Source organism: Sphingomonas sp. MMS24-J45, assembly GCF_044881195.1.
Classification (GTDB): Bacteria; Pseudomonadota; Alphaproteobacteria; order Sphingomonadales; family Sphingomonadaceae; genus Sphingomonas.
This window is the reverse complement of sequence record NZ_CP173255.1, coordinates 2,466,021-2,481,228: the sequence shown is the minus strand read 5'-3', so window position 1 is coordinate 2,481,228 and position 15,208 is coordinate 2,466,021. Positions and strand designations below refer to the sequence as shown.

17 protein-coding genes and 1 tRNA gene are annotated in these 15,208 nt (G+C 64.1%); 8 read left to right on the top strand and 10 right to left on the bottom strand.

The features are described 5' to 3' along the window. Position 1 precedes the first annotated feature (1 nt). Together AB5I39_RS12040 and AB5I39_RS12035 are read left to right on the top strand one after the other, a co-directional pair. Positions 2-592: an ABC-type transport auxiliary lipoprotein family protein gene (locus AB5I39_RS12040; protein WP_404367057.1), complete on the top strand. Its 591-nt coding sequence runs from the start codon at positions 2-4 to the stop codon at positions 590-592. A gap of 74 nt (positions 593-666) precedes the next feature. After that, the gene (locus AB5I39_RS12035; RefSeq protein WP_404367054.1) at positions 667-1,110 is read left to right on the top strand and encodes a hypothetical protein; all 444 of its coding nucleotides are present in this window, start codon (positions 667-669) and stop codon (positions 1,108-1,110) included. A 21-nt stretch (positions 1,111-1,131) separates the two neighbouring features. Here the strand turns inward: AB5I39_RS12035 and AB5I39_RS12030 are convergent, their stop codons facing one another. Beyond that, the gene (locus tag AB5I39_RS12030; RefSeq protein ID WP_404367051.1) at positions 1,132-2,025 is read right to left on the bottom strand and encodes a peptidylprolyl isomerase; all 894 of its coding nucleotides are present in this window, start codon (positions 2,023-2,025) and stop codon (positions 1,132-1,134) included. Positions 2,026-2,120: 95 nt separating this feature from the next. Between AB5I39_RS12030 and AB5I39_RS12025 the strand changes: the two genes are divergently transcribed. From AB5I39_RS12025 to AB5I39_RS12000, 6 genes are all read left to right on the top strand, one after another. Next, positions 2,121-2,211, top strand: a tRNA-Ser gene (locus tag AB5I39_RS12025). Between the two features lie 777 nt (positions 2,212-2,988). After that, positions 2,989-3,471 carry a lasso peptide biosynthesis B2 protein gene (locus AB5I39_RS12020; RefSeq protein WP_404367048.1) on the top strand — a complete coding sequence of 161 codons (483 nt, stop codon included), beginning with the start codon at positions 2,989-2,991 and terminating at the stop codon, positions 3,469-3,471. 57 nt (positions 3,472-3,528) lie between these two features. Further along, a complete protein-coding gene (locus AB5I39_RS12015) occupies positions 3,529-3,678 on the top strand; it encodes a hypothetical protein (RefSeq protein WP_404367045.1) in 150 nt (49 codons plus the stop codon). Between the two features lie 341 nt (positions 3,679-4,019). Further along, entirely contained in the window at positions 4,020-4,895 is an 876-nt protein-coding gene (locus tag AB5I39_RS12010; protein WP_404367042.1) for a hypothetical protein, read from the top strand. An 11-nt stretch (positions 4,896-4,906) separates the two neighbouring features. Then, entirely contained in the window at positions 4,907-5,227 is a 321-nt protein-coding gene (locus tag AB5I39_RS12005; protein WP_404367039.1) for a PqqD family protein, read from the top strand. Then, positions 5,220-6,473: a glycosyltransferase family 8 protein gene (locus AB5I39_RS12000; protein ID WP_404367037.1), complete on the top strand. Its 1,254-nt coding sequence runs from the start codon at positions 5,220-5,222 to the stop codon at positions 6,471-6,473. The genes AB5I39_RS12005 and AB5I39_RS12000 overlap by 8 nt, the downstream gene beginning before the upstream one ends. Here the strand turns inward: AB5I39_RS12000 and AB5I39_RS11995 are convergent. The 9 genes from AB5I39_RS11995 to AB5I39_RS11955 form a co-directional block, all read right to left on the bottom strand. Next, a complete protein-coding gene (locus AB5I39_RS11995; RefSeq protein WP_404367034.1) occupies positions 6,454-8,361 on the bottom strand; it encodes an asparagine synthetase B family protein in 1,908 nt (635 codons plus the stop codon). The genes AB5I39_RS12000 and AB5I39_RS11995 overlap by 20 nt on opposite strands. Before the next feature lie 258 nt (positions 8,362-8,619). Further along, entirely contained in the window at positions 8,620-9,237 is a 618-nt protein-coding gene (locus tag AB5I39_RS11990) for a TetR/AcrR family transcriptional regulator (RefSeq protein WP_404367031.1), read from the bottom strand. Beyond that, positions 9,173-9,679: a hypothetical protein gene (locus AB5I39_RS11985; RefSeq protein WP_404367028.1), complete on the bottom strand. Its 507-nt coding sequence runs from the start codon at positions 9,677-9,679 to the stop codon at positions 9,173-9,175. The genes AB5I39_RS11990 and AB5I39_RS11985 overlap by 65 nt, the downstream gene beginning before the upstream one ends. Further along, positions 9,655-10,350: a hypothetical protein gene (locus AB5I39_RS11980; protein ID WP_404367026.1), complete on the bottom strand. Its 696-nt coding sequence runs from the start codon at positions 10,348-10,350 to the stop codon at positions 9,655-9,657. The genes AB5I39_RS11985 and AB5I39_RS11980 overlap by 25 nt, the downstream gene beginning before the upstream one ends. Continuing rightward, the gene (locus AB5I39_RS11975; RefSeq protein WP_404367023.1) at positions 10,347-11,489 is read right to left on the bottom strand and encodes a DSD1 family PLP-dependent enzyme; all 1,143 of its coding nucleotides are present in this window, start codon (positions 11,487-11,489) and stop codon (positions 10,347-10,349) included. The genes AB5I39_RS11980 and AB5I39_RS11975 overlap by 4 nt, the downstream gene beginning before the upstream one ends. After that, positions 11,489-12,742: a D-arabinono-1,4-lactone oxidase gene (locus AB5I39_RS11970; protein ID WP_404367020.1), complete on the bottom strand. Its 1,254-nt coding sequence runs from the start codon at positions 12,740-12,742 to the stop codon at positions 11,489-11,491. The genes AB5I39_RS11975 and AB5I39_RS11970 overlap by 1 nt, the downstream gene beginning before the upstream one ends. Then, positions 12,739-13,968, bottom strand: a complete 1,230-nt coding sequence (locus AB5I39_RS11965; RefSeq protein ID WP_404367017.1) for an SO2930 family diheme c-type cytochrome — start codon at positions 13,966-13,968, stop codon at positions 12,739-12,741. The genes AB5I39_RS11970 and AB5I39_RS11965 overlap by 4 nt, the downstream gene beginning before the upstream one ends. Beyond that, positions 13,965-14,201 carry a hypothetical protein gene (locus AB5I39_RS11960; protein ID WP_404367014.1) on the bottom strand — a complete coding sequence of 79 codons (237 nt, stop codon included), beginning with the start codon at positions 14,199-14,201 and terminating at the stop codon, positions 13,965-13,967. The genes AB5I39_RS11965 and AB5I39_RS11960 overlap by 4 nt, the downstream gene beginning before the upstream one ends. Then, a complete protein-coding gene (locus AB5I39_RS11955) occupies positions 14,198-15,196 on the bottom strand; it encodes a parallel beta-helix domain-containing protein (protein WP_404367011.1) in 999 nt (332 codons plus the stop codon). Before AB5I39_RS11955 ends, AB5I39_RS11960 begins: the two co-directional genes overlap by 4 nt. Positions 15,197-15,208 lie beyond the last annotated feature (12 nt).

Genomic DNA, 15,208 nt, shown 5'->3' with positions numbered 1-15,208 from the left:
CATGATCCGATCGAAGACCCTGCTGGCACTCGTCGCCTTCGCGCCACTGGCCGGTTGCATCAGCTTTGGTGCGAAGCCGCCGCCGTCCTTGCTGTCGCTGAACTCGGCGGTGAGCGTACCCCCGGGACAGACGCAATCTTCTGCTACAGCACCGACGATTACGATCCTGGTGCCCGGCGCATCGCAGGCGATTGCGGGCACGCGCGTGCCGGTGCAGGCAAGCCAGACGTCGATCGCTTATGTCGCCAATGCACAATGGGTCGAGCCACCCAACCGCATGTTCGTCCGGCTGCTGATTGACACCGTTCCCGCCAGGACCGGGCGGATCGTGCTGAGTTCTTCACAATCCTTTTCGGACCCGGGCGCAGTCCTGTCGGGCGAACTGCGCAATTTCGGCGTCGATGCTGCGACTAACGAAGCCGTCGTCACCTTCGACGGTTCGTTGATCCGCACCAGCGGCAAGGTCGTCGAAAAGCGCCGCTTCGAGGCGCGCGTGCCGGTCAGCGCGATCGCGGCTGCTCCGGTGGGTATTGCGCTCAACCAGGCAGCGAACACCGTGGCCGGTGAAATCGCCGATTGGGTCGGCAAATAACCTTCCCCTTGCGCTCTCTGGTGCACCTGCGGCATTTGTCGTTACGGGGCCGATAAGAAAGCCGGGGGGCGAACGTGGCAGATGAACCGAAATCGCGACTGACCAATATCGTCGGCCTGATCACCGCCGTGACCGGGCTGATCGCCGCGCTGGTCGCGCTGTCGGGGGCGCTCAAATCGCACTTCGCGCCCGAGGCGGCGAACAATAGCGTTGCCGCAGCGCCGGGGAATGGCGCCGTAGCGGCCGCCGTGACGCCCGCCACGGGCACCGTAGCGACCGCATCGCAGGGCGCGGGCGCCGCTGGACAGGGGCGCACGATCATCACGCAGGTTCGTCAGACCGCGGCGACCGCACCTGCAGCGTCGGTCGGTGGTGCCACGGCTGGAACCGACCGCGGGACTGCGGCGGCCGGCTACCACGCACAACCGAGCGAGGTGGTCCATGTCGAGCAGCCGTCGCACGCGCCCGAAGCCGATTCCGCACCGCAGGACGACAGCGCCACGCCCGACTCGGAGTAAGACAGACGCCGGCGGCTGGTGTCAGCGCGCGGTCACCGCGCGCACCGGCACCAGCAGATTGCACAGGTCCGCCGCACCTGCGGGCACGGTGAAGAACGGCCCGCCGCGATTGGCCCGCGCCTCCAGCGTGGCGGCGAACACGGGCGCGTCGGGGCGGAGATACTGATAGGCCGGGCGCTCGGCGGCGGGCAGGTCCGCCACCAGCACGATCCGCTTGATCGGCACGCGCTGTTTCGGGTCCTCGTACAGGCCCAGACCGCCCCCCGTCCCGCGTGGCAACGCCGAAAGCGCCGCCATCCCGTCGATCACGCGCCCGACGACCGCAATGTTGCGATCCAGATGGCGCGGCGCATGACCGATCACCGCGTAGAGATCGCCGCCGCTTCCCGTATCGGGCGCCAGATTCCGCGCAACGCCGACCGCGCCGTAGCAATGCGGCAACCACTGCCGCTTGCCGTCTCCCGCCACGGCCCAGCCGCTCGGGGTAAAGCCGGTGCGCGCGGCATAGGCATCGCGGTACGGATTGGCGATCGCCCGCCCGTGCGCACCCCAGCGCCATTCATATTCGGCCGGCGGATTTGGCGTGATGCCGGCGGCGGGCGGCTTCTTCTCGGTCGCGTCGCCCCATTGCGTGACGTAATTGTCCTGCACGCGGTAAATCGTCGCATCGCTCCACCAGCCGCTGCGCGCGATCGTGCGGATGTTGGCGACATGAACCGGCGCGAAGTCGGCGGCGAGCCACACCACCGCGCGCTGCCCATCGACAAGCTCGATCAGCAGCAGGTCGGCCGGATCGATCTGGCCCCAGGCCGCGGCGGGTGCGGCGGCGGCGAGTTGCGAAGCGGTCGGCTTGGGCGGCGGTGCGGGGTCGGCCTGCGATGCGGCGAGGGCGAGCAGCGGAAGGATCATCGGCATGAACGCTTGCGTGCCATGTCCACACGCCCGGATGCAATCGGTGATTGCACAGCGGCATCCGACGCTCTAGGGCCAGCGGTCTGTCCAGGACATGCGGAGCGGTGGCCGAGTGGTCGAAGGCGCTCGCCTGGAAAGTGAGTATACGTCAAAAGCGTATCGAGGGTTCGAATCCCTCCCGCTCCGCCATTTCCGATCTTTTAATGGTCGCCGAAACCGCCCCGGCCGGATCCTGCGGGTCCAGACGGCCGGCAAAGGCAAGGACATCGGGCTGGGCTTCGCCAAGACCGTTCCGCTCGCCGAAGCTCGGGACGCCGCCCACACGATCCGAAAGAAGCTGGCGCAGAGCGTCGATCTGTTGCCGAGCGAAAGCAAGAACGCCAGACCATCGCCACGTGACGCCAAAGGCTTTCGATCGCAAACGGGCATCGCTTGGCAGGCTCGCCCTCGGAGCGCCTACCCTTACCGCTGCGCATTCCTCGAAATCTGCGGTGCCGAGTGGGCTGGACTCGATCTCGATGCCGGACGCCGGACCGCTCCCGCATCGCGAATGACGATGGGGCGTTCGTCGCGCGCCACGGCCGTCGGCCCCGTTTCGCCCTGCTCCGCACCGACGCTACAAGGCGTGTCATCGGCTCGCGCCCGGCGAGGACCGACGGCTAGCCCGGCCATCGAACTTCCTGAGCCGCTAACGCCGGGATCGATCCACTTCCGTTTGCCGGAGGCTTTGCGCTCCAAGTGGAGGAGGAGAGCGATAGCGCCACGCATCAAGATCGCGCCGGACGCGACGCCCGGAATTTTCGGCGTGTTGCGACACACCACGATCCGCTGGCAGGTGACCTCCCACCTCGGTCAAGCGCGCTTCAATTCCGCGGTCTTTGCGGCTATGGATCCACTGCCAGACCACTGGACCTCTTCAGCTCTGGCTCCAGATGCATCTGTCACGCCTCCAGTTTGCGGATTTTCGTGATTTTAGAAGTAGATAAATCACACAACCCAACCAAGCGCGGGTGGCGAGATTACTGTCTGGCAGCCGAGGCGTTCTGTTTGCTGCTGGTGATGGCGCTGGCAATTCGTTTGCTGCCCTTTTCCAAACTCAAAGCGATCGCATCCTATGCCTTAGGCGAACGAAAATCCGATGGCGTAGCCGAACGCGACCTGCTGCACCGCATACGGTGGGCAATCGCAGCGGCCGCCCGGCGTTCACCTTTGCGGGCAAAGTGTTTTGAACAAGGGTTGGCGGCGCAGGTAATGCTTCGGGGACGCGGCGTTGATTCCACCCTTTTTTATGGACTGGCACGGGGCGACCTGGCGCTTGAGGCGCATGTCTGGGTGGTGGCTGGCTCGGTTCCGATCTGCGGCACGCGAAATGCGGGCGAATTTTCGGCGCTGTTGCGATTGCCGCCGCAACCGACCGGATCGACCCCTGCGGGCGTGCATTTCGGTTGAAAGTGTCGCGCCATTTGCCCTAAGGAAAGCGGGATTGAGTTTGAGGATATTTGGGACATGGAAAAGGCAGAGTTCACTCGGGTAATCGATGGCCAAGCAGAGACCCGCGCGACCTGGGAGCCGCTGACGCTCGAAAAAGGCTCCGCGAAGGGAGCCGAGGCTGGTGAGGTAAACTTTCAGCGGACGGATGGCGCAACCTATTCGTGACGAATGTTTTGGTATCCAGTTCTCCGGCATTGACTGATTTTGCTACCTGATCGACACCTGTTGGCTGCTGATCATCGCTTACGTTACGGTCGCTTAGCAGCCCGAAACGGCGCCGAGGATGCCTGGCCGCGCATTGACAACGTCCTTTGCGATTGCCGTTCGAGAATGTCGATTATCGCGATAGAATTTGGTGTGTCCGCGTTACCGACAGTGGCGCGGACGGCTTTCTAACCCCACGCGCTCGGAATAGATCAAGTAGGACTAAGCGCTTGTTGCTTCTGCAATCCCGAGACGGTGGCTTCGGTTTGCCTGCATCAAGCGCGACCGCCGGGAATTGAGCGATGCCTCACGCGCGCGAGCGATTTTACTACAAGGCTTTCGGCTGGCACATCGCGTCGGAAATCGAGCTACCGCTGCTGTCGTCAGCAGCGGCTTCGCCGTCGGGTCCCGATATCCAGATCACGATCGGCCCGGTCGAACCCCTCGTGATTTTCCGCAAGCTCTATCGTCAGCATCACATTTACGAGGAGCTTCGTTACATCGTCGCCGATGGTCGGGAGATCGCCATAGAGCCGCTCGCCGGGTCTAAGCCCGCAAATGTTGCCAGCCTGATTGTCAGCCGCCTGCTGACCATCGCCGCCTATCAGCGCGGTCAACTCCCGTTGCACGCCAGCGCCGTAAGGCTGGGGGGCCGGCTCGTAGCGATTTGCGGATATTCGGGCAGCGGCAAATCGACGCTCGCCGCCCTGTTGATCGAGCGTGGCGGGCAGCTCTACGAAGATGACATGGTCGTCGTGGAGGGTCATGGACCGTTTTTTGCGAGCGGTCCGAGCGCATCGGGGATGAAATTGTCCGAGGCGTCTCTCCATCAGATCGGACGCACTGCCGACGGGCTGGCTCTCGCCAACCATGTCGAAGGCAAATATTTCGCGCCCGTCCGGCCCGCAGAATTGTCCAGGGCTGAAATCGGTGCGATCATCCAATTGGGGCCAGGGCGTCCCGGCATTCACCCGGCGACCCCGGAGGAAGCCCTTGGCCGCTGGCAAGCCTGTATCCGTCAGCCCGATCTCCTGTCCGAAGCACCCGATCGGGCGTCGCTGTGGCGCACATGGCTGGACCTGGCGGCCCAGACCGAGTTCCTGTCGATATGTCACGACGGTCAGATGCACGTATCGGCCGCCGCGGCGGACCAGATTGCACAACGTTTTTCCAAATAGGATCTCAGCACATGGACATGTTCAGGGCGAATCGCGATCTGCCCCCGGTCAATCCCGATACGCGGTATCACCGCAAAGCCGAACTGATTGACGCGACGGTCAAGAAAGCGATTTTGGCACTGAATGTCGATACCGGCGAAAGCTATTCGCTGGCCGGGCCAAGCGGTCGTGTTTGGAGACTGTTGGATACCCCGTCGAGCGCCACGGAAATCGCCACCATCCTGACAACGGAATATGTTATCGACCTGGAACCGTGCACTGCGCAAGTGTGCGCGTTTTTAGCACTTCTCCTCAAAGAAGACATTATTGCCGCGACCGACCGTGATGGTTGATGGCAGGGTCACGGACCGCATCCAAATTGCCTATTGTTTCGATGACCATCTGGCATTGCCGGGTGCGGTGGCGATGTTGTCGCTGCTCCGGGCCAATCCAGGCGGCGTCGACGTGCATGTCTGCACCGATCCCGACCCCAAATGTGCGGCGCTGCTCCATGCCATCGCCGAGGTCGAGGGGGCGTCGCTCCGGATCGTCACGCGCGCGCCAGAAAAGGCACGAAATTTCGAGAATCATTCGGTTTACGGCGGCGAAAGCACTGCGACCTATCGTCGCATTTTCCTTCCGGACCTCCTGCCGGAGCTCGATCGCGTCATTTACATTGACGCCGATACCATTGTCGCTGCGCCGCTGCGCCCGTTGTGGGAATTGCCGCTGGGCGGCAAAACGATCGCCGCCGTGCGCGATCCGTGGATGATGCGAAATCCGGCGATTCAGGCGCAACTGCCCGGCGGATATTTCAACGCGGGTGTGTTGTTGATCGATATGGCGGCCTGGCGCGCGAAGGCCATTACGGACGCGGCATTAGCCGAAGTGGCTCGATTGAGCGCCATTGCCGCCGCATCGGGCGGCAGCGCGCTCGATTATCAATTCGACCAGATGCCGCTCAATTTCGCCCTGGCCGACCAATGGGTGGACGTATCCCCGCGCTGGAACTTCACCACGATGTTAACGGATCGCATCGCTCAATCGATGGGTCTTACGGCAGCAGAGTTTGCCGCCATCTGCGAAGACCCGGCCATTGTGCATATGCTGGGCAGCCACAAGCCGTGGCTGGAGGGTTTTGAAACGCTGAGCGTGTGGCACCGGCAATTCGATCAGTACCGGCGCGAGCTGGAAGCGAATTTCGACCTGTCCGGCCTCGCGTGGCCGGGCGCATTCACCAATGGGGAATCGGTCGAAATGGCGCGCCGGCTGATGGCGATGCGGCTCGTGCATTCCGCGCGGCGCTTGGGGTGGCAAAAGCCGGCCGTGGTGTTGACTGGCTTGCTCGGCCCCGAGGTCGCAAAAATCGCGCAAGAGCAGCATTTTCCGCTGGGCCCCTTCATCACCGAATATCCGATGCTGGTCGGGCACGAGGTGCTTGGCATGCCGATCCAAGGGATCGCCGAGGCCTTTGCATCGGGCGTAGCGCAGGTCATCGTCGCCGATTATCGGCGGCTGGACGCGACTCTGGCAGTGTTGAACGAGACGGCAGCCGAGAGTGGCGCGCAGATCGCTCTGCTCACCCCGCGTGATCGCTGACAAGCGGCGAGCGCTGGCGCGCCTGACCGACAAAGCTGGCATGGGCCAAGGATCGCATCAGGTTGTACTGAAGGATTGCAATCCGATGGGAGCCGGTCTGTTCCAGGCGGCATAGCGTCGCCAGAATGTCGCGGAGCTTGCTCACCTCGAACAGCTCGCTAAGGATCGGGTCCTCCGCGATATAGTCGATTCGTGCGGAAACATCGGCTTGTTCTGCTTTAAGCGCTTCATGGCAGTCCGCACCTTGCAGTCCGCGCCGCGTCTCGAGACGGATCGTGTCGGGAACATGGCCAGCCAGTATCGTTCGCGCGAGCGCGCGTCCCTGCCCGCGGAACAGGAACTGCTCCTCGGGGATCGCAATACACAATTCCAGCAATCGTAAATCCGCGGTTGGATCGCGATATTCGACACCGGAGCCCGCCAGAAAAGCATTCATCAGGATGCCAAAATCCATCCCTTGAAAATACCGCATCAGGTTGGCGCGGCGGTCGATTCCGCTCGCTTCCTTGCTGGGTGCAAAGCGCGTGTGCAGGGCGGGGTTAATTCCATAGTCCACCGAACCGTGCCGGACGGCGCGAATTTTCTTCTGCAGCGGACGTGGCAGCAGGCGTACGATGGCTGACCGCACGATGGTCGCCGCCTGGCGCGCCGGGAAATGCCGCAAATCCTGCCGCAGCTTCAGGAGTTCGAGCCTGCGGAGACGCTGTGCATACAGCAAGTCGCCGCCGTGACTGAAGGTCAGATTGCCGACTTGTCCGCTGAGAATGACGGTGTGGCCGTCGGCTCTGGCCCGATCGTTCAATGCGACCATCCAGGGCAGGTTTCCGGGGGCGATCGCCGTCCTTTCCGCCAGGCCGGAGAAGTGATCGAGTGCCGACAAAAAGGAGCGCTCGGTCGCGCGGATGCTCACATGATCGATGTTGCGATGGGCCGCCGCCAGTCCGCTCGCCAATTCCCATTCGTCGACAAAGCGCCCCTTGGGCTCGCCAAAATCGCGCACATAGTTTTCGCGTGGCCGCGATGTGTAGGCGGTGACGCGGCCGGTATCGCCGAGTTGCCGGGCCGCACTTTCGGTGACCGCCGACGAATCCAGCCCTCCGCTCAGATGGGTCGCGATGGATTGCCTGCCCCGCATGCGGGATCGGACCGCGTCGTCGAAAACGTCGCGAACGGCATCCGCATAGTCTTGGTGTGATGGTAATCTCAGTCTGGTTTCGGGAGGATACCAGAACCGGTCAATCCGGATCGACTTTGCGTCCAAACGCACGATGTGGCCGGGAACGACGCGTCGAATGTCGCGATACTGGCAATGATCGATGGGCCGATCCGCCATAATCAAATCGGCTGCCATGAACCGGTGATCAATATCCCTTGGAATGTCGGGCAGTGCGTGCAGACCGCGCGGCATGGTCGCAACCGCCGCCAGCCCGTCGCGCCGATAATAATGAAGCGGCCGCATACCGACAGGATCGCGCGCGAGAACGAATTGCCGTTCCTGCTTGTCCCAAATCGCAATCGCCCAGTCACCGATGATCCGATTGAAGCAATCGAGGTTCCATTTTTCCCATGCTCGCAAGGCGAAATCCGCATCGGACATGCGGGTGGCCTGCCCGTGATCGATGCCGAGCAACGCCGCCAAATCATCGCGATTGTCGAGCCGAATGTCCGCGATGAAGAGATAGCGCCCCTCGCCCCCCACCAATGGCTGATGGTCGAACACATCTTCCGGTAGCGTATTGTTTGTGATGGCACCGAAAGACACATCGTTGAACGATCGTATCGATGCCGCACCGACGCCGAGGGATTTCAGAGGCGCCAGCATCCTCCGACACTCCATGGCCGCCGATGCGCCGGAACCTTGCCTCCAAATCGCTGCCAATGCACTCATGGCGATCTGCTGAGCGATACTGATTCAAATTGAAAGCTATATGTATGTGAACCACGTCGAGGTCGTCGATCTCCCCCAAGCGACGGTGGAGGTCTGACAAGCAAGGTGATCGGCGTCGCCGAAAAGAGATCAACGCGGTCTTGATGGCGGGTGCTCGGACGACGTGCGATCAATTCTCCCATCACTCCCGCTCCGCCACTTACCCCCCGGCAGCGCCCCGGCCCCCGGTCGCGTCGATCGGGTACGGCCAATCCGGCGTCAATCGCCATAATCGATGCGCAGCAAGGCAGCGACCTGCGCGAAGGCGCGTTCAGGAGGAACTCGGTCCTCTTCGCGCAGCATTTCGTCGACTGCAAACCCGAGTTCGACCGCGAGCCGCAGGCGTTGCCAGAGTTCGGTACGATCGACATCGGGCAGGTGACGGGCATAGGCCGCAACCAGCTGATCCGTGACATAGCGATGCGATTCGAGGCGGACATGCACCAGCTGTGGCGTCGCGTGAAGCGCCCGCAGGATCCACACTGCGCCCGGTTCCGATTGTGTGACCGCCGCAGTCTCGTGCAGCAATTCCTCGATCCCGTTGCGCAACGCGGCCACACCGTGGTCCACATGGCGTGCGATCCACTGTTCGAGCACGACGTTCTGCCGCGCCATCAGACGCCGCCCAAGCGCCTCGAGCACCGCATATTTGCCGTCGAAATAGCGATAGAGCGCGGGCGGGGTCAGCCCGGCGCGCGCGCAGATCATGTTAGTCGAAATGCGATCGATCCCTACCTCGGCCAACAACGTACCCGCAACGTCGAGCAAGCGTTCATACGTCGCCTGGGCGCGTTCCTGCTTGGGTTGTGAGCGTTTCGAGACAAGGGCGGTCGTCATCCCCGACGCTATGCCGCAGCAATTCTGCGACGACCAGCGCCAACACCGCCAGAATGAGGCAAAACGCGCCGAACAGAAGAACTGGCGTGACGTCGCTGCCGCTGACGAGACCGCTCGCAAACAGCGGGCCAAGGCTCGATCCGACCAGTTGCGCGCCCCCGATCAGGAGCGCCGACCGCCGCGTGGGATCGGCGGCGATGACGAGCGGCACCTGGAACGGCATCGCGAACAGCCATAGGAACCCGAACAGCGCGCTCGCCACGACGAACAGGCCGGGCGGTGCCGCCGCCATCGCCGCCAGCACGCCGAGATTGAGAGCCCCCACGCACGCGACCGTCATGCGTGGCGGGACGCGCCCTGCCAGCACGATCGCGGCACCAGCGCCGATCACCTGCATCGCGAGCGATAGCGGCACGATCAGGTGCACCGTCCGAGCCGACACGCCGCGCTGCAGAGCCAGCGGCTCGACATAGACCCACACGGCAACGACGAAGGCGAGGTACAGCACGACGCCGGCCAGAGCGAGCAAACCGCGTCCGCGCGGCAACTTCCCCCGGCCGCATCTCCGGCGCTGACGGCATGCGCATCGGGCATTTGCCAAATCGCCAGAATGCCCGCGAGCGTGACCACGCCGAGCGTGCCGAACCCGCCGCTGGTGCTCGCCGCGAACAGCCCGATGATACTCGCCAGCGCGCATTGCGCGAGTGTCTGGACCGCCAGAAAAATCCCCGACCAGCGCTCGGGCCGGGCGGTGCCGATGATGAAGCCGATCGCGATCCAGATCAGCACGCCCTCCCCCAACCCGGCGGCGATCCGCGCGGCAAAGATGGTGCCGCGGTCGCACAATGGCGTCGCAAGATCGATCAGCCCGGTGGCGAGCAACGCGCACAGCGCAATCGCGCGCAAACGGTTCGCGGGCAGGATGAAGCCCGCCGCCCCCGCCGCGATCCCCATCGCCAGCAGTTCGACCGTGGCGAGGCCGCCCAAAGCTGCGACCGACAAGCGACCTTCAAGCGCGAGCGCGCCGAGCAATTGCGGCTGCAATCCGGGGATCAACACGCCGATCACGCCGACGACCAATATGGCCGCGACGTGATCGGCGCGGGGCGTCACCGTGCGCGCCCGCGTGCGCTGACCGGCCAGATCTCCACCAACGTACCGTCCTGCACGACGTGATAATGGTCGTAGAGGTTCACGGTCGGGTCGCAATGCGGCACCGTCAGGCTGACCGCATCGCCCGGGCGGAGCGTGGTGCCGATCCCCGGCGCGACCAGCGCGGCATGTTCGTCGCCCATGAAGATGAACATCGTCTCCGCCGGTGCACCGCTGCGCACTTGCGCCGCGCCGCCGTCGGTCGATAGCGCTTTGAAACCGGCGTCGATCGTGACCAGCGCGTCGTGATTGGCGCTGACCACGCGCGCATCGACGGCGAGCGATGGGGCAAACGGAACGGAGCCGTCGCCGACCAGATCGCAATCGAGATATTGCTTGTCCATGAAGACGTACGACCCCGCCTGCAGCTCGGTAAAGACGCCCAACTCTAGATCGATGCGATGCGTCCCGGTGCCGGAACCGGTGACGGTTTCCGGCGGATAGCCCGCGTCGGTCAGCGCGGCGATGACGCTCGTCAGATAGGCAGTGCGCTCGACGATCGCGGCACGGCGCGCGGCGTAATCCTCGATATGCTGCTGCATCCCGCAATAGCATTGCACGCCGCGCAGCGTGATGTTGTCGCACGCCGCGATTACGTCGGCGAGCGCGACCGCCGCTTCGGGCGAGGCCACGCCGGTACGCCGGATGCCCGGGTCGATGTCGATCACCACGTCGAGCGTCGTGCCCGCTTCGGCCAGCGCATGCTGAATCCGCGCGACCACATCCGGATTGTCGACCGCCGCCATCAGCCCCGCGCTGCGCCCGGCGAGCGCCGCCAGCCGGGTAATCGCCGCTGAAGCCGCGATCGGCGAGGTGATCAGCAGCCCGGTGATGCCGCCATCGGCGAACACCTCCGCCTCGCCGATCTTGGCGCAGCACAGGCCGACCGCACCCGCGGCGAGCTGACGCCGTGCGATATCGACGCTCTTGTGCGTCTTGCCATGCGGACGCAGCGCGACGCCGTGCGCGGTGGCCAGCGCCTGCATCGCAGCGATATTCGTATCGAGCTGATCGCGGTCGAGCACCAGCACCGGCGTGTTGAGCGAACCGCGCGAGCCTTGCTGGCCGATCAGCGCGCCGTGGAGTTCGAGATCATCCATCAGGAAAACAGCTCGGCCAGATGCGGGTTGAGGAACTTGCCGGAGGGGTCGGCGGCGCGGCGCACTTCGCGGTACCGTTCCGCCATCGGATACAAGGCGTCGACGTCGGCGCGTTTGAGCGTATGGCGCTTCGCCCAGTGCGGCCGCCCGCCGCCAGCACGGAAGATCGCCTCAGCCTCCGCGAACAGATCGCGCCACGGCATCTTGGCATATTGGTGCATCGAAATCGCCGCGACCGGCCCCGTGTTCATCGGGCTCATCCAGATGTCGTCCGCCGCCACCACGCGATATTCAAACGGAAAGGCAACCGGCAACCGCTTGCGCCGGATCCAGCCCACGACCTCGTCGAGCGTTTCGAGCCCGACTGCGCGCGGCATCTCATATTCCATTTCCTCAAACGGGATCGTGCGGTCCGAAGGAAAAATTGCGTGCGCCGGGCCACGGCGGTGGCCTTCCATATTCGTCTTCATCATCAGCCGCTGGAGCAGCGGGATCCATGACGGCACCCATGCGCCCAGATCGAGCAAACGCCGGAAAGTCGCTTCCTCCACGTCGGTGGTTGATAGCGGCGGATCGCACGGTTCGGTTAGCTCGAGCGTCTTGAGGATGACGCTGTCGGAGTGCGGAAACAGCCAGAATTCGACGTGCCGCTGCTGCGTTACCAACTCGTCATAGCGTTCGCGCACTTCGCCCCACGGCCTCTTCTCGATCCGTTCGGACAGATGGTAGGCCGGGATCACGTCCACGACGATCTCGGTCGCAATGCCGAACATGCCGAGCGACAGGCGCTGCGCCTGGAACAGGTCGGGATTGGTGTTGGCGTCGCACCAGACCCGCTCGCCGTCGGGACCGATCAGCCGGAAACCCCGCGCGAAGGTCGACAAATTGCCGAGCTCCGGCCCGGTGCCGTGGGTGCCCGTCGCCATTGCACCGGCCAGCGCCTGTGGATTGACGTCGCCCTGATTGGCGAGCGCGAGGCCGTGTTCGAACAGCGCAGCGGTCAGCCGCTTGATGCTCCATCCCGCCGGGATGCGCGCGGTGCGGCGGTCGGGCGCGACGGTCAGGTCGCCCGCCATATCCTCCAGGCAGACGATGATACCGCCCGAATCGCACAGCGGCATGAACGAATGCCCTGCCCCGACCGCGCGGACGCTGGCCGCAGCGCGTACCATCTGTCCCAGCGCGGCTTCGGTCGCGGGGCGCAGGACCGGCGCTGCGCTGCGGACGCTACCCGACCAGTTCGACCAGCTCATCGTGCGGCGACCTGCTCTGGCCCGTCCACTTCGTCGCAAGAGCCCTTCATCGCCGCAATGTAGCGGTTGATGAGCGCCAGCCCCTCGCCATGCGCCAGCGTACGGCCGACCTCGGGCATCATCTCGCCCGGATCGGTGCTGGCGAGCCGGTAGGTGATGATCGAACGTTCGGGATGGCCCGGTACGACGTCGAACGGCCGATCCCCGGTGCCCCGCCCAGCGGCGACCGGCGGCTTACACAGGCCGAGGATACGCTGATCGACGGTTTGCGCGTCCAACCACAGCCCCGAGGTGCGCGCTGCTCCGACGCGATTGTGGCAATGGCTGCAGTTGATATCGAGATAGGCGCGCGCCTGGGCGACAGTGCCCGCCTTGTTATCCTGCCAATTGGCGTTGGCGGGCGGGGCCTGGCCCGGCAAGCCGGTCAGATAGCCGACCGCCATCAGGCGGCGCAGCTGGTTGATCTCGCCGCCCTCGCCCGGAAACACCCGGTCGAGATGCCGCTTCTTCAGCCCGATCGGGTTGACCGCGCGCGTGCGATAATCCTGAACATGGCAACCGGCGCACTGGTTCTGATTGGGCACGGTATAGCTGAACGCATCGCGCTTGGCGCCGTCGACCAGGGTCAGCGGCACGATGGCGCCGGTGCGCTCCAGCGTTGCGTCGGTGCCATCAGCGTTCCAGACATAAGGCAAGGCGACCCAGCCGTTCGCGCGCTTCACCAGCAGGCGTGTTTCCATCAGCCGCACGTGACTGAGGTCGAGCCCGGTCACGCCGGTCTGGTACGTCGCGGGGGTGACCTTGAGCACCTCGCCACTCGCCTGCGGCACCGCGGCGCTGGCGGGCGTCGAATAATAGAAGGTCTTGGTGATGATCGTGCCGACCGGAAAGTCGAACCATTTGTCGGGATCGTATTTTGCGTGGACACCCTTTGGCATCCAGATCGTCCGCCATTTCTGCGCATAATCGCTGAACAGCGGGGTGTTCAGTTCGTAGGTGACCATCCCCTCGCGCGGGGCGAGCCGCCCGTCGCTGCGGGTGAACAGGCCCCAGTCGGACAGCTTCGCCGGATTGTCCTCCGCGTGAAACGTCACCACCCGCGGTGCCCCGCCGCATCCGGCTAGGAGCGACAGGGCGAGCAGGATGAGGACAGCAAAGATGGCTTCCCCGGCGAAGGCCGCGAAGCGCGAACGGGAAAGGGGATACGCGAACACGGTCTCGATCACGGCTTGCCACTGTCCTTCGTCATGGCTGGCGGAAGAGCGATTGCGGGAAGGCGCGTGGCCGGCGCGCAATCCACCGACGTGTCGATCCGCGCCTTGGCGAACTTGCCCGGCCCGTCGGCATTCATCAGCTTCGCCGCGCCATTGCGCACGCAGATGCCGGGCGATTTGAGCTTGGGATTGACGAAGCCGTCCCACAGCACATCGGGCAAGCGCCCCCCGGCCAGCGCCTTCATCTGCGTGAAGCGCCCCCCGGATCGTCGCCGCCGCCCGAAAAGCGGTTGTCGGTGACGAAGATGTTTTCCGGATACGGATCGTATGCGGCGGCGATCCCGTTCTTGGTGTCGAAGCCGGTCGAGAAATAGCTCGAGATGATGACGTTGGCGGTCTTGTTGTCCTTCACGTCATTGTCGAAAATCTCGACCTCGTCGTTCGAATTGACGATCACGCCCGATCCCGGCGGGACCGAACTGACCGCGCTGCCCTTCGCGCCGAAATTGGCGTGATTGTTGGCGACGACATTGTTCTTGTACACGCGCGTCTTGCTGCCCGGCACCGGCAGGTTGGGCATGTTGAACACCAGGATGCCGCCCGCATTGTCGGTCGCGGTGTTGCCATAGACGTCGGCATGGCTCGAATTCTCGATCTCGATCCCGGCGACATTGCCCTCGGCGCGGTTGTTGCGGACGATGATGTTGTTCGACTGCCCGACATAGATGCCGGCGTCCGACGCCCCCTTCACCACCGAATCCTCGATCAGGACGTTGGTGACCTGCACGGGGTAGAGGCCGTATGCGCCATTGCTCGCCTTCGACCCGCCGCTCCACGACACGGCGACGCGGCGCATCACCGCATTCTTCGTGCCGTTGATTTTCAGCGCGTCCCCTTTCGTGTCCTCAAATGCCAGATCCTGGATCGTGAAGTCGTCGCCGGTGACGAGCATCCCCTCCGCCCCCGAGGTCGCTTTGGCGAAGGACAGGATGGTCTTGTCCATCCCCGCCCCCTTCACCGTCACGCCATTGGCGGTCAGGCTGAGACTGCGGCTGAGCGCATATTTGCCTGCCGGGATCGTCACCACGTCGCCGGGCTTGGCGTCGAGCAATTTGCCCTGCAGCGTCTTTTCGAAGTCAGGATCGATCACGAAGCCCTGCGCGTCGGTCTTGGGTCCGCCGCACCCGGCGAGCATCGCCACGCCGATCGCGCTGGCAAGCATCAGGAATTTGCTGCGCATCTCACTATCCCC

Coding starts and splice junctions, on each gene's coding strand:
- AB5I39_RS12040 (WP_404367057.1), top strand. CDS start 2: ATGATCCGATCGAAGACCCTGCTGGCACTCGTCGCCTTCGCGCCACTG.
- AB5I39_RS12030 (WP_404367051.1), bottom strand. CDS start 2,025: ATGCCGATGATCCTTCCGCTGCTCGCCCTCGCCGCATCGCAGGCCGAC.
- AB5I39_RS12015 (WP_404367045.1), top strand. CDS start 3,529: ATGGAAAAGGCAGAGTTCACTCGGGTAATCGATGGCCAAGCAGAGACC.
- AB5I39_RS12010 (WP_404367042.1), top strand. CDS start 4,020: ATGCCTCACGCGCGCGAGCGATTTTACTACAAGGCTTTCGGCTGGCAC.
- AB5I39_RS12005 (WP_404367039.1), top strand. CDS start 4,907: ATGGACATGTTCAGGGCGAATCGCGATCTGCCCCCGGTCAATCCCGAT.
- AB5I39_RS12000 (WP_404367037.1), top strand. CDS start 5,220: ATGGTTGATGGCAGGGTCACGGACCGCATCCAAATTGCCTATTGTTTC.
- AB5I39_RS11995 (WP_404367034.1), bottom strand. CDS start 8,361: ATGAGTGCATTGGCAGCGATTTGGAGGCAAGGTTCCGGCGCATCGGCG.
- AB5I39_RS11990 (WP_404367031.1), bottom strand. CDS start 9,237: ATGACGACCGCCCTTGTCTCGAAACGCTCACAACCCAAGCAGGAACGC.
- AB5I39_RS11975 (WP_404367023.1), bottom strand. CDS start 11,489: ATGGATGATCTCGAACTCCACGGCGCGCTGATCGGCCAGCAAGGCTCG.
- AB5I39_RS11970 (WP_404367020.1), bottom strand. CDS start 12,742: ATGAGCTGGTCGAACTGGTCGGGTAGCGTCCGCAGCGCAGCGCCGGTC.
- AB5I39_RS11960 (WP_404367014.1), bottom strand. CDS start 14,201: ATGAAGGCGCTGGCCGGGGGGCGCTTGCCCGATGTGCTGTGGGACGGC.
- AB5I39_RS11955 (WP_404367011.1), bottom strand. CDS start 15,196: ATGCGCAGCAAATTCCTGATGCTTGCCAGCGCGATCGGCGTGGCGATG.